Annotated in this window: 10 protein-coding genes and 1 CRISPR repeat array; of the genes, 4 read left to right on the top strand and 6 right to left on the bottom strand. The window is 33.8% G+C overall.

Translation table 11 applies throughout. From position 1 onward, the window contains the following. Window positions 1–4 precede the first annotated feature (4 nt). Window positions 5–610: a dephospho-CoA kinase gene (coaE, locus tag A9G48_RS06825; protein ID WP_034946493.1), complete on the bottom strand. Its 606-nt coding sequence runs from the start codon at window positions 608–610 to the stop codon at window positions 5–7. Window positions 611–1,022: 412 nt separating this feature from the next. Here coaE and lexA point away from each other — a divergent pair, with 412 nt between their 5' ends. Beyond that, the gene (gene lexA, locus A9G48_RS06820; protein ID WP_034946494.1) at window positions 1,023–1,649 is read left to right on the top strand and encodes a transcriptional repressor LexA; all 627 of its coding nucleotides are present in this window, start codon (window positions 1,023–1,025) and stop codon (window positions 1,647–1,649) included. Between the two features lie 50 nt (window positions 1,650–1,699). Continuing rightward, window positions 1,700–2,071: a hypothetical protein gene (locus tag A9G48_RS06815; protein WP_034946496.1), complete on the top strand. Its 372-nt coding sequence runs from the start codon at window positions 1,700–1,702 to the stop codon at window positions 2,069–2,071. 224 nt (window positions 2,072–2,295) lie between these two features. Here the strand turns inward: A9G48_RS06815 and ptrA are convergent, their stop codons facing one another. Together ptrA and prfC are read right to left on the bottom strand one after the other, a co-directional pair. Continuing rightward, window positions 2,296–5,187 carry a pitrilysin gene (gene ptrA / locus A9G48_RS06810; protein ID WP_065575992.1) on the bottom strand — a complete coding sequence of 964 codons (2,892 nt, stop codon included), beginning with the start codon at window positions 5,185–5,187 and terminating at the stop codon, window positions 2,296–2,298. Between the two features lie 451 nt (window positions 5,188–5,638). Continuing rightward, a complete protein-coding gene (gene prfC, locus A9G48_RS06805; protein ID WP_065575991.1) occupies window positions 5,639–7,231 on the bottom strand; it encodes a peptide chain release factor 3 in 1,593 nt (530 codons plus the stop codon). 188 nt (window positions 7,232–7,419) lie between these two features. On the opposite strand from prfC, the gene ilvY reads away from it, so the two are divergent. Beyond that, on the top strand, window positions 7,420–8,334 hold the full coding sequence (gene ilvY / locus A9G48_RS06800; protein ID WP_051825287.1) for an HTH-type transcriptional activator IlvY: 915 nt from the start codon (window positions 7,420–7,422) through the stop codon (window positions 8,332–8,334). A gap of 102 nt (window positions 8,335–8,436) precedes the next feature. Here the strand turns inward: ilvY and A9G48_RS06795 are convergent, their stop codons facing one another. The 3 genes from A9G48_RS06795 to proP form a co-directional block, all read right to left on the bottom strand. Beyond that, window positions 8,437–9,018, bottom strand: coding sequence for an acyl carrier protein phosphodiesterase (locus A9G48_RS06795; RefSeq protein ID WP_065575990.1), 582 nt, complete (start codon window positions 9,016–9,018; stop codon window positions 8,437–8,439). A gap of 16 nt (window positions 9,019–9,034) precedes the next feature. Then, window positions 9,035–9,826 carry a siderophore-interacting protein gene (locus A9G48_RS06790; protein WP_065575989.1) on the bottom strand — a complete coding sequence of 264 codons (792 nt, stop codon included), beginning with the start codon at window positions 9,824–9,826 and terminating at the stop codon, window positions 9,035–9,037. A gap of 223 nt (window positions 9,827–10,049) precedes the next feature. Further along, window positions 10,050–11,555 (bottom strand): glycine betaine/L-proline transporter ProP, encoded by a 1,506-nt coding sequence (gene proP, locus A9G48_RS06785; RefSeq protein WP_034946509.1) that lies wholly within the window; start codon window positions 11,553–11,555, stop codon window positions 10,050–10,052. Window positions 11,556–11,868: 313 nt separating this feature from the next. Continuing rightward, window positions 11,869–12,202: direct repeats of the CRISPR family, unit length 29 nt; unit sequence CGGTTTATCCCTGTGTATACAGGGAACAC. A gap of 851 nt (window positions 12,203–13,053) precedes the next feature. Here proP and A9G48_RS06780 point away from each other — a divergent pair. Continuing rightward, window positions 13,054–14,057 (top strand): type VI secretion system Vgr family protein (locus A9G48_RS06780; protein ID WP_141672973.1); only part of this gene is annotated, 1,004 nt, incomplete at its 3' end.

Here is a 14,057-nt window from a genome sequence, read left to right as displayed (position 1 = left end):
TTATTCATTCTTCATTTCCAAATGTTTTTAAATATTGCTGATGTAATTTATTGACTTGTAACGTTAATGAAGATAAATCACCATCATTTTTAATAATATCATCAGCATAAGATAATCTTTTACTAGAAGTAACTTGTGAAAGTATCATTTTTTCTGCTAATAATTCATCAACGTGATCTCTTTTAACCAAGCGAGCTAATTGTAGTGACTTTGGTGTGTCAATAATCAACACACGATCAGCAAATTCGTTTAAATTATTCTCAATTAATAACGGTACAACCCAAATGACATAAATTGCATATTGTTTGGCTAATAATAGCTGAGTTTCTTTATGGATAATTGGATGTAATAAGCTATTTAGCCAAAGCCTTTCATGATCATTATTGAATATAATTTCTCTTAACTGACTGCGATCCAAATCACCGTTTGGTAACAAAATTTCTTGGCTAAAATGCTTAACGATTTGTGAGAATGCATCTGTTCCAACTTGAACAACTTGACGAGCGATAATATCAGCATCAATAATTGGCACACCTAAATTAGCAAATAGATTGGCAATGGTACTTTTACCACTAGCAATCCCTCCACTAAGTGCAACAACATAAGACATGATACAAATTCCAACCTAGTAATACTATTAATAGTATATCATACAGTAAAGGTTCATTACATAACCTAAATCATCTCAACGTTATATAAAGAATTAGTAGTTTTTTATTACTACCCTTATATTTTGTAGATAACGTAATATCAATCATTTTCTAATAAAGAATAAGTATACCACCTATTAAATATTAAATACCCCATTAACTATGTCAATGTAAGTTTTTAGCATTAAATTCATAAGTTAAAAACAATTAATGACATTAATCAATTGATGATCTTTGCACAAGGTAACAAAATTTATCTTAAGCTATATACATTAATTATTTATAGACTAAAAATAAATTAAATAAACAGTTGGCTTTATCAAATTGGCTGTATATAATTACATATATCTGTATATAAACACAGGAAAAAATATGAGACCATTAACAGAGCGACAACAACAGATTTATGACTTAATAAAAGAAAATGTTCAAACAACTGGTATGCCACCAACTCGAGCAGAAATTGCTAAAAGTTTAGGATTCCGTTCGGCTAATGCAGCTGAAGAACATCTAAAAGCACTAGCTAAAAAAGGAGCAATTGAATTGATAACTGGATCATCCCGGGGTATTCGACTATTGCTTGAAAATCAAGAAGATCCAAACGAATTAGTTGGTTTACCGCTTATAGGGCAAGTAGCTGCTGGTTCGCCAATTTTAGCTCAAGAACATATTGAAAGCCATTATCAAATTGATCCTTCTCTTTTTAAACCTCATGCAGATTTTCTACTACGCGTTCATGGCATGTCCATGAAAGATATTGGCATATTAGATGGTGATTTGCTCGCAGTACACAAAACACAAGATGTTAAAAACGGGCAAGTTGTTGTTGCTCGCATTGATGATGAGGTCACAGTAAAAAGACTATCTCGTCAAGGCAAAAATGTTCATCTTCTTGCCGAAAACGAAGCGTTTTCACCAATTGAAATCGATTTAGAACAACAAAATTTTGCTATTGAAGGGCTTGCTGTTGGTATTATTCGTAATGGGGCATGGATGTAACTATAAAGTTAGTATAAAATAGCGACTAATTATTGTCTAGGAGGAACGATATGTGGCTATTTTGGTTATACGAATTTTTAGGATTTATCGGTGTAATTTTACTCATTGCTGTTTATTGCCATTTTTGTAAGCAGAGTTTTTGGGCTTTTGTTTGGCAATATTTAAAATGGGTAGGCTTAGCGATTCTTGTTGTATGGTTAATTATTGCGATACTTTGTCGACAAGATTTATATAGTGCTACTCACTGCTACTTCCGAGGTGTCAGTATGCATGCAAACACTAAATACTCAATTTATTTAGGTGAATGTCAAGTAGAAACACGAAATGGCAGCTATGTACCAATCGACCGTTCTAGGGCGCTGCCGGGATCAAGCGATCATGAAAACACAATTGATAACGGTGCAGAAGAATTAGACTATTAATCAATTTGATTAGATAAATTATTCATTAAATCAATGAGGTAATTGCATACAATTACCTCATTTTACATTGCATAAATAACTTACTGAGTTGTAGTTTACTAAACTTGTATTAAGAATACTCAATCATATCAATCATAATAAATCAAATGTACTGACATCTTACCAATAAAAACATTTAATATTGAAAAGTTACCGCTCAAAAGCATTTATCCCAACATTAAATTTTATTTATTTATTTCGCCTAATAATAATTTCTGCAAGGCTGATGCATTTTTAAACTCAGTAAAATCATTTATTGCTTGAGGCTGTTTTGCTGAATTAGTAACTGAACCAAGTACTTGCGTTGCCAATACTAAACCTTTTTGTTCCATTACCGAACGATTATAAAAATCAACTAAATCTTGCTGAGTGATTTTTTTAATCTGTGCTATTTTTTTATCTTTAGAATCAAACATAAAACGCGAAAACCGATAATCAGACATATAAAAATTGAGTTCATCATCTAATGTTTGCGGCGGCATAGTCAACGAATCAAGTACTGCTTTTTTGAACTGTTCAACATCTTCTTTTGATAATGCTTGCAATTTACTTAAAATAATTGGATAAAACGCTTGATAACGTTTTAACAAATATACAGGATCATACTGATTACTTTGAAGAATAAAACTCAAACCAATTGAATCGCCAACAAAGGCAGGAACAGCAAATACAGCATAGCCGAGTTGCTCATTGGTGCGTAATTGGTCATAAAACCAAGGTGAAATAATTTTAGACAGAGTATAACTTAACACACTACTGCTTATGCGATCATAATTAATTGGAATATAAGCCATCATCAAAGCATTATCAGTGCTTTTAGCTTGCTGAGTAATTTGAGCTTCTAGCGTTTTTTTAATTTTAATATTTTCAATCGGTGTAAATCTAGCATCACGCACCAATGTTTTTTGGATTGAATGATAAAGATCCAATGAATCTTCATTAGACAAATTACCCAGACTTAACATATATGGCACAGAATGAGTTAACAAATTATCACGATAAGCTACAAGATCATTAACACTAATCTCTGAAGTAATTTGCCGCCGCTTATCACGTTCAAAATAATGAGGCAAATCAGACAAAGCATTAACAGCATTAACGGCTAACCAATAACTTTTAGCATGATCCGATTTATCTAATTGTTCAAGATACCAAGATTTAGCTAAAGCCAAATTATGCTCATCAATGGTAACATCCCGAAAACTATTAAGGATAGTAGTAACCATTTTCGGAAGATGTTGACTAAAACCACTAGCCCTAATCATCAAACCATTATCATAATTTGTTGATAATGACATACCGGCAACTGCAGCTTGAAATTGTAATTGATCTAAGCTACGGCTAATTATATAGTCAAGTAAATCAAACGACACCTTAGATTTTACATCAACAAAAGCTAGATTATTACGTAACGAAACCACAATTGCTGCTTTAGGTTCTTTAGAAAAATATTGACTAACAAAATGTATAAAATTCCCCCGATTGCTAAATTCTGCGGGTTGAATTTGATTACTATTTTTGTTTGAAATAGAAAAATCATCAGGAATATAAGGATTTAACTCTGGCAAACTAAACACATAATTTTTACCTAAAGCTACCCAATTTGATTTCTGTTGTTCAGTGATATTATCCATTTTATAGGGAGCTTCAACAAAATACGCAGTTTTATTGGTTGTTTGATCTGATGAAATCACCCAAAGCCTAACATTATCTGGTGTTAAACTTTTTAAGCGCTTATTAATCTCTGCTTTATCAAAATGGTTAGCAATATAATCAGAATTCAATATATTCTCAACAGGGTACATCAGCATCTGATCTGACAACCATTCTACATAAGACATATCGCGTTCAACATTTTGATACTTAAATTCTAATGCGAGAACTTTTTTAAGCTCTTCATAATAAATTTCAGAAATCCCTTCTTTTTGTATTAATTGTAAATAATTAAAAATGGCACCAATAACTCTATCTTTTTGTGCAAGCCCCTCATCGGTTAACGTAACATTAATACTAAAAATACCACTATTACCATAGCGAATCGGATCACTTCCTGCTTGAATACTTTCAATCAATCCTTGTTTTTGCAGTTGATCAGCCAAAGTATTTTGACTACGATTACTAATTAAATAGGCAATGTATTCATCACTTTTGTCAGCAAATTTAGCTAAGTTATCATCAATTGGGAATTGCAACATCAACAACTTTTTGGGTTGAGCCGGAACCATAACAATTTTCTTACTTAAATTATCAGAAGTTATTGCTGGTTTATCAATTTTAGGCACATTAATATTTTTATTAGGGATTTTACCAAAAGTACTTTCAGCTAATTTTGCCAATTTATTGATAGACTGATTACTATAAACCACCCCAACCATAATATTGGCTGAATAATAATTGTCATGAAATCGAACTAATGCATCTTGCAACTTACTGCTAACTTTATCACTTAACGTTTCTAAATTACCACCTGAAAATTGCGAAGCTGGATGATTTTGATTAATTGTTTCAGAATCAACTTGCCCAATTCTAAAACCATCACTTGATCTAGCCATAGTCATTTCAGCGTTAACGGCATTGCGTTCTTTATCGGCAAAATTAGGATCTAACTTAGGATCGGCAATAGCATCGGCTAAATAATCAAGTGCTGTATCTAACGCACTATTTTCAACTTCAAAATAAAAAGCCGTTCTATGTGCTGCAGTACTGGCATTATAACTACCTGAATGTCGGCTTAAAAACTGTGAAAAACTCGCTGGTTCTGGATAATTTTTTGACCCTATCAACACCATATGTTCTGCATAATGCGCCAGCCCTTGCTGATCTTTAGGATCTTGTAAAGACCCAACAGGTAAAGCAAGTGATGCCAAAGATTTAACCGCTTTAGGATCTGACACTAATAAAACTCGCATATCATTAGCCAGCTTAATCACTTCATATTGGCGCTCATCTCGCTCGCTTTGCTGTATTTTTTCTAATAATACTGGTTGAACAAGTTTATTTTCAATAGCAAAAGAAAAATTGGAAATAATGAATCCTAGTACAATAAAAAAAATCAATTTAATTTTTATGTTATTCATATAATTTTCCCACTAAAAAATACTATTATATTCTAAATTCAATAATTAAGAACAAAACATAAATCTGAAATCGATAGAATGAAGGATCATATGTAATTCAAGTCAGCCTTAATGATCACTATTTTATCTACAGTTCCACTTTATTACTGCTCTAATTAGCAATAGTAAAGTAGTTAAAACCAAACAATCAGTTAAAAATACTTCTAACTTTAATACTCAATGAAATTTAATAACTAATTTGCACACTAAAAAAACAAAACATCAATTTCATAGATAAATAGACAAATTACTAAAAAAAATAAACAAACAACCAATGAATATCCTGAACTAGAATTTATTTAAAAGCATTGAAATTTACAGCCCTAAATATGAAGATTAATAAAAAAGAAGAACTAAAATATTAGTTCTTCTTTTTTATTCTTTTTATAAAATTAATAGCCTAAAATCACAATTAATGTTCACGTGTTTTCCTAAATTCAACATCAGGGTATCTTTCCTGAGTTAAATTTAAATTAACCATACTTGGTGCTATATAGGATAAATTATCTCCACCATCTAAAGCTAAATTCTGTTCACATTTTCGTTTAAATTCTTCAAATTTTTTCACATCATTGCACTCTACCCAACGAGCAGTAGTAACATTGACAGGCTCATAAATGGCTTCAACATTATATTCCGATTTTAAACGAGCAACGACCACATCAAACTGAAGTACCCCAACTGCTCCAACAATTAAATCATTATTCATTAAAGGACGAAATACTTGCACAGCGCCCTCTTCAGACAACTGAACTAAACCTTTCAACAACTGCTTTTGTTTAAGTGGATCTTTAAGACGAATTCGACGAAATAGCTCTGGTGCAAAGTTAGGAATGCCTGTAAATTTCAAATCTTCACCTTGTGTAAAGGTATCGCCTATTTGAATCGTGCCATGATTATGTAAACCAATGATATCACCCGCATAGGCTTCTTCAACATGTTCACGATCACCAGCCATAAACGTTAAAGCGTCAGAAATATTAACATCTTTGGCTATACGAACATGCCTTAACTTCATGCCTTTTTCATACTTACCCGACACAACACGCATAAACGCCACACGGTCACGATGTTTAGGATCCATATTAGCTTGAATTTTAAAGACAAAACCACTGAACTTTTCTTCTGATGATTCGACTTCGCGCTTATCAGTTTGACGTGGTTGAGGTGTTGGAGCCCAAGCCGTTAAACCATCGAGCATATGATCAACACCAAAATTACCCAAAGCTGTACCAAAAAAGACTGGTGTTAAATCGCCCGACAAGAAAGCCTCTAAATCAAATTCATTTGATGCACCTTGTACTAGTTCTAATTCTTCACGTAATTGATTAGCTAAATCATCACCAACCGCTAAATCCAAATCAGGATTAGTTAACCCTTTAATAATTCGAACCTCTTGGATTGTATGACCTTTCCCTGATTGATAAAGGTAAGTTTCATCTTTAGCTAAATGGTAAACACCTTTAAATAACTTACCACAACCAATTGGCCAAGTAATAGGTGCACACATAATATTTAGCTCGTTTTCAACCTCATCAAGCAGTTCCATAGGATCGCGAATATCACGGTCTAGCTTATTCATAAAAGTTAAAATTGGTGTATTGCGCAACCGTGTAACTTCCATTAACTTGCGTGTACGATCTTCAACACCCTTTGCCGCATCAATTACCATCAAACAACTATCAACCGCTGTTAGCGTACGATAAGTATCTTCAGAAAAATCCTCATGCCCTGGGGTATCTAATAAATTAACTAAGCAGCCATTATAAGGAAACTGCATAACAGAGGTAGTAATTGAAATACCACGTTGTTTTTCCATTTCCATCCAGTCAGATTTAGCATGTTGTGCATTGGCACCACGTCCTTTTACAGTTCCAGCGGTTTGAATTGCATGACCAAATAATAATACCTTTTCAGTAATGGTTGTTTTACCTGCATCGGGGTGAGAAATAATTGCAAAAGTGCGACGTGCATTAACTTCATCTAAATAAGCTTGTTCTGTCATAAAATTAACTGTTTTAACTTACACAAAATAATTGTATATTTTAACAGGTATTGTTATATATTACCATTGATGTTATTGGTTATTGCATTTGCCTTACCCATCTATCTATGCATAATATTTACATTTACTACGAATCAGTAAATCGCTTTCTTCTTGCCAAGAAGTGTTAAATTAAAATGGAAGCTTCTATGAATATTCGTGATTTAAAATTGTACTTACACTTATGCGAAACGTGCCATTTTGGCATAACAGCAAATGCCATGCATGTTAGTCCATCAACGCTATCTAGACAAATTCAACGCCTTGAAGAACATTTCGGCCATCCACTATTTATCCGTGATAATAGACAAGTACAAATTACACAAGTAGGCGAAAAAGTAAAACAATTTGCTCAACAGGTAATTAATCAACACCAACAGCTAAGGCAAGAACTAGATCAATCTAATCAACAACTAATGGGCGAACTTACCCTTTTTTGTTCGGTCACAGCTGCGTATAGCCATTTGCCGGATATACTTGATCATTTTAGGATAAATTATCCTCTTGTTGAAATTAAGTTATCAACGGGCGATGCGGCCGATGCAGTTGAAAAAATAAAGTCAAATGAAGCTGATTTGGCTATTGCAGGAAAACCAAAACAACTCCCTTCTGGCATCGAATTTTTAAAGTTCGGTGAAATTGAAATGGTGCTACTAATACCCAAGCTTAATAGCTCATTTAATGACAAATTACATCAAAAAAAGCCAGATTGGCATAATATTCCTTTTATTTTACCTGAGCACGGACCAAGCCGACACCGCATTGACTTATGGTTTAAACAACAAAAAATTATCAATCCTAAAATTTATGCCACAGTTGCTGGACATGAAGCTATTGTTTCCATGGTGGCACTTGGATGCGGTGTAGCATTATTACCAAAAGTGGTAATAGAAAATAGCCCAGAAAGGATTAGAGAACGCACGACCCAATGGCCAACAAATTTAATGGAGCCCTTTGATATAGGCATTTGTGTACAAAAAAGACGTTTATCAGAAAAAATCATTGCAGCTTTTTGGGCAATCAGCAATTTAAATTTATCACATATTCCAAAAGGTAAAAGGTAAATAACAATCTTATTTTGGTAAATTTATTTTATGGATTAAGGCTTATCAGCATCATAACAAGACAACTTAAAACTAATAGCCACTCTATTTCTGGGTTTGATTTCAAATCGTTAATAATTTTACTTGTTCGCATACTTCAGGGTACAGCCTAAAAAAAAGCTCTTCTAACCGTTTATAATTTAACTCAATATCAAAAATTGTTTCTTTTAACAAATATAATTTTGGTCGCCGATTAGCCATCCCATTTAACACTTTGCCAATAAAATGAAGCGAAACATAATTTTCAAGCCAAGCGCCCTGCCACATTGCTCGCATAAAATCTTGATAGTCTAAAGGAAAATTAGAAATAAAAGGCTGTATCTGCAACTGAGTTGAGCGATTAAATTCAGCTACGCTCAACCCAACTCCATAAGTTGACCAATGCTTAGATAAAAAATGATCCCAAACAATATCCAATGTAATAGGTGCAACTCGTTGATGCGTTTTTCGAAATAGCAATTTAGCTTGCCTAACTTCGGGCAGAGTATCGGTCATCTTGTCGATTTTACGGTGCAACATAACGCCATTGGCAATCTCATTTGGATAAGTCAAATAAGGATCGCCTTTAACAAAATCAGCTAATGTATTGCCAATTAATGAACTATTGGCTAATGTTGCTAAGTGCAAATGTGCAAGAATATTCATAAAATGAATTCAACTATTATTCACGATGCTTAAACTCACCTTCAGCAAATCCCTCACGCCAATAACTAATAACATGTATAGCATTAGGAGGTAAATCCACATATTTATCTTTCAAAGCCTGACGCAATTGTTGAGCCAATGAACTTTCCATTCCTCCCCAGAATAATAGATTATTATGATTCACAATTTCGGAATCATTAATCACCTTATCGACTAATTGATTGGGTTTATTGTAATCACGAATAAACCAATTAATCTTAACTTTTTCATGAATTGACAATGGTATAATATCGGTTTGATGATTAACTTCGATAAAAGCATAGGCAATATAATTATGAGGTAAATGTTCAAGTGTATAACAAATGGTAGGAACTGCTGAAATATCGCCCATTAACACAAACGTTTCATTATTAAAGTTTAATTTACCAACTATACTGACAATACCAATCTGATTGCCTACTTTAGCTTCTTGAGCCCAGCGTGTTGCTAAACCTTCAGAGTGAATGGCAAAATCGATTGATAATTGATTAGTTACTTCATCAAAATAGCGAATACTATAACTACGTACAAGTTGGCGTATTTTATCGTTGACCACAATCTTATTATTTTCATCCAATTGTGGAAACATAATTGTACCAGTTGAAGGATCAGCAAAAAGTAACTTCAAGTGAGGGCATATCCACAAAGGATCAATCGTTAACCGTTTATCACAGCCAAACTGTACTCGAATAAAACTATCCGATATCCGCTTTACTTTTAACACCGTCAGTAAAGCATTAACGATCACTCTTCTTGGGCGTTCTAACATAAAATGAACCCTTATATTTCTTTTTCAAAACAAAAATAATCATACAACAAATATTTAATAAATTATGCTATCTTTTCAATTTATAAACCTGATATTCTTACACCAAACACACTTATTACCATCAAAAATTATATCAACTTAATGATTGTTAAGAGAACTTAAAGAAGCACGACTTAACTCATGCAAAATTCTCATTATCAAAAAAACACCGAACCAAACAATCTCAATCTAACTTAGGATGCTGATCGACTAAATCCTGACGCTGTTCTTGCAGAGTTTCGATCTGCTCATCTATGTCTTCGACTTTCTTCTCAATAGAATCAAAATGATCGGACAAAATTTCTTTTGCTTCTGAGCGATCAGACGCCGCTGGTGTTGCGCCTCTCAGTGGCTTATTAGCGGTTTCTTTCATTTTTAAGCCAGTGAATAATCCAATTAATGCCACTATCATTAAGTAATAAGCGGGCATATAAAGATTATTACTTTCTTCCACTAACCAAGCAGCAACAGTTGGTGTAGCTCCAGCTATAAGCACAGAAATATTAAACGAAATAGCCAGTGCGCTATATCTAATACGGGTTGGAAAAATAGCCGGTAAAATAGATGCCATAACTCCCGTAAAACAGTTAAGTAAAACCGCTAATATCAATAACCCTAAAAAAATTAACCCAATAACATCACTATTAATCATCATAAAAGTAGGATAAGAAAGAATAAATAACCCCAAACTTCCGCCGATTATAAATGGTCTACGCCCTATTTTATCGCTGATTAAACCAATCATAGGTTGCACAAACAACATACCAATCATAATAGCAATAATAATTAACACACCATGATCTGTAGGATAATTTAAATTATGCGATAAATAACTCGGCATATAGGTAAGTAACATATAATAAGTCACATTAGTAACTAGCACCAATCCGACACAAACAGATAAACTTTTCCAGTATTGAGTGATAATCTCTTTAAAGGTGATTTTTGATAGATTTTCGACTTTATCTTTATTATTTTCATCTATTGAATCAGTAAATTGTTGGAAAGCAGGCGTTTCCTCCAAGGCATGACGCAAATATATACCAATCAAACCCAGTGGCAATGCAAATAAGAAAGGAATTCGCCACCCCCAATTTTGGAATTTAGCCTCACCAAGAATAGTTGATAACAACACAACTAAGCCTGCCCCTACTAAAAAGCCAGCAATAGAACCAAAATCTAACCAACTGCCCATAAAGCCCCTTTTACGATCTGGTGAATATTCAGCAACAAAAATAGCCGCTCCTGAATACTCTCCACCGATTGAAAACCCTTGCGCCAATTTAGCAATGAGCAATAAAAGTGGTGCTACAATGCCAATTGAGGCATAAGAAGGAATAAGCCCAATACAAAAGGTACTTAACGACATGATAACAATGGTAACAGAAAGGACTTTTTGGCGACCAAATTTATCACCTAAAATCCCAAACACTAACCCACCCAAAGGGCGAACTAAAAAAGGGACCGAAAAAGTTGCTAAAGCGGCCACAACTTGAATACTTGGTGATGCATCAGGAAAAAACACTTGCCCTAAAACATAAGCTAAAAAACCATAAACCCCAAAATCGAACCATTCCATAGCGTTCCCGAGTGCTGCTGCGGTTATCGCTTTTTTTAACTTACTATCATCAATAATGGTAATATCATTTATACTTAAGGGTTTATTTTTAGAGTCTATTGTTTTATTCATAAAATACCGCCTTTTTTTATGCAAATAAAAGAAAAGGAATAATGCAACAAAATAAATCGGTTACTTATTAATACAGAATAAATACGTTTTAAATTACATATTAACTATGTGTTTCAATTAATTAAATTTGACGAAAAATCAAGCAAAGATAAAAAATAGAGGATAATAAAAAAGCAAAAACTGTTGTTATGTCGGTAAGTTAAATTTTAAATGAATATCGACAAAACAATTCCTTTTCGTGGAAATTAAGTAGATAAGTATAGCAATATTCCGCTTTTTTGTAAAATTGAAGCGAATGTGAAAGATTCTAGGGTAATTTATCCCTGTGTATACAGGAAACACCACTCCAACACGTCTACGCTGATAGTTATAATCGGTTTATCCCTGTGTATACAGGGAACACACACGCCGTTCAAATAGCAACGCTGCTTATCTCGGTTTATCCCTGTGTATACAGGGAACACATTTGTTCGTACTATTGGCGTACTTGCTAATACGGTTTATCCCTGTGTATACAGGGAACACGGCCTTGGGTAACTGTCGAACGCTATGCTGAGCGGTTTATCCCTGTGTATACAGGGAACACGGATTAACACATATTTCTTTTATTGTATTATCCGGTTTATCCCTGTGTATACAGGGAACACTCTAATTGTAGCTATCTGTTTTATTTACAGTTATAGCGACTGATAAATTCTACCAGATTTTTTAAATTTTTAAAGATTTTTAAATTTTTAAAGATTTTTAACTTATTGATTTTTAAAAAGTCATAAGTAGGCTTGTTTTAATTTCTACCGTTCTACCAATAAAAAAATTTTTTTATTTTAAATTCAATAAGATGCAGCATTTGATTGAGCCTAAATAAAAAACATCACCTTTTGTTTTCGTATTGGTACAAGATTTATCATAACTGTTTTAGATTAATTCCCTTTTTTATTGGTGGTTTACTCCTGATTACGAAAAGATATTCCCTCTATCTTAATGCTAAAACCCTAACCCCACTTAATTGATAAAATTTTAAGTGGGCTTAAAAGCAGCAACCTAAAAAAACATGACTCACTAAGCTTATCTTAAATTTCAATAAATTAACTTCAATTAAATATTGCAAATTGTGTAAAAATCGTGTAATTTTATGCCTGATTTTAGTTATCATTATTGATTATTAAAATTACCGATAAAAATAGATAAATATGACAAAACTAAATAAGTAGCAAGGTAGTATAGTTAAGGATGTCACGATTGTTAGTAGATCAAATGCCCGCATTATGCAGCATGATATTCATTCATTTGCATTGGTTTATTCACAATAAATTTGATTATTGTCCCTTACGGTTTGGTTTTCTAATAAAAACAAAGCAATCACGCTATCAATGTAACAATCCTCAACGCCAGATTTATGGCTATCTATTCATGCCCCTTAAAACAACTAATCATTAATCCATTTAATGGGGTAAAACGCACTTATTAAATTGAATGAGAACAATAATAAGGGAAAAAAATGGTAAAACATTTAGATAAAATCGTCGAACAAGCAGGACAAGCAGGGAAAGACTTGCTTAGCCAATTAACAAATAAAGTTAACCATAACCGTTATACACTAACCATTGATGAACTCAGCGCTCCTATATCGGTGTTAAACGTCAAAGGCGAAGAGGCCTTAAACCAGCTGTGGCATTACACCATTACTTTTACCAGTGCCAATAAAACCCTATCTACCGATGCTTTTTTAAACCAACCGGCTACTTTCTCATTTAATTCTGTTGTAAGCGATGCGCTCAGTTCTGCAATCCGTGCCTTGGGTGATTTTACCAATGATAAAAGCACCCGCAAGGTTTATGGCATTATCACCGAGTTTAGCCAATTATCGGTGAATAAAGAAGAAGCGCATTATCAAGTGGTCTTATCACCACGACTAGCTAGACTAACGTTAAACCACAACTGTGCCATATTCCAGAACCAAAGCGTAGTAAGCGTGGTTGAACAAATACTTAGAAGCCACGGACTTAATGGCATAGACTACCGCCTTGAACTTAAAGAGCACTACCCAGCCAGGGAATTTATTACCCAATGGCAAGAAAGCGATTTTGAATTTATCCAACGCTTAATGGCGGATGTGGGTATCTGGTTTCGCTTTGAAAGCCATGCCGAGCACGACTGCGACGTAATGGTGATAAGCGATTACGAACAAGGTTATGACCAAGTTGCTCATATTAATTACAAATTACCCAGCGGCACCTTGGACGGTGGCACTGAAAGCGTTTGGGATATTAGCATGCACAGCCAAACGGTGGCATCATCGGTTAAAGTGAAAGATTACAACTACCGTGATGCCAAAGCCAACTTACTTGGCGAGGTCAATAGCCAACCCGATGACCACACCACTAACGGCACCGACTACCGTTATGGCGAGCACTATCAATATGCAGGTAGTGCCAGCGTCAGTTCAGGTAGTCAAAAAAATAGCCCCAACAAAATTTATAAAAATATTCAAAGCGAGCAAAA

Source organism: Gilliamella sp. wkB18 (assembly GCF_001690875.1).
GTDB lineage: Bacteria > Pseudomonadota > Gammaproteobacteria > Enterobacterales > Orbaceae > Gilliamella > Gilliamella apicola_A.
The sequence above is the reverse complement of the archived record's forward strand: the minus strand, read 5'-3'. Positions and strand labels throughout refer to the sequence as shown.

Bases quoted from the DNA above. Each gene is read 5' to 3' on its own strand.
- coaE (WP_034946493.1), bottom strand. From the start codon at position 610: ATGTCTTATGTTGTTGCACTTAGTGGAGGGATTGCTAGTGGTAAAAGT.
- lexA (WP_034946494.1), top strand. From the start codon at position 1,023: ATGAGACCATTAACAGAGCGACAACAACAGATTTATGACTTAATAAAA.
- A9G48_RS06815 (WP_034946496.1), top strand. From the start codon at position 1,700: ATGTGGCTATTTTGGTTATACGAATTTTTAGGATTTATCGGTGTAATT.
- ptrA (WP_065575992.1), bottom strand. From the start codon at position 5,187: ATGAATAACATAAAAATTAAATTGATTTTTTTTATTGTACTAGGATTC.
- prfC (WP_065575991.1), bottom strand. From the start codon at position 7,231: ATGACAGAACAAGCTTATTTAGATGAAGTTAATGCACGTCGCACTTTT.
- ilvY (WP_051825287.1), top strand. From the start codon at position 7,420: ATGAATATTCGTGATTTAAAATTGTACTTACACTTATGCGAAACGTGC.
- A9G48_RS06795 (WP_065575990.1), bottom strand. From the start codon at position 9,018: ATGAATATTCTTGCACATTTGCACTTAGCAACATTAGCCAATAGTTCA.
- A9G48_RS06790 (WP_065575989.1), bottom strand. From the start codon at position 9,826: ATGTTAGAACGCCCAAGAAGAGTGATCGTTAATGCTTTACTGACGGTG.
- proP (WP_034946509.1), bottom strand. From the start codon at position 11,555: ATGAATAAAACAATAGACTCTAAAAATAAACCCTTAAGTATAAATGAT.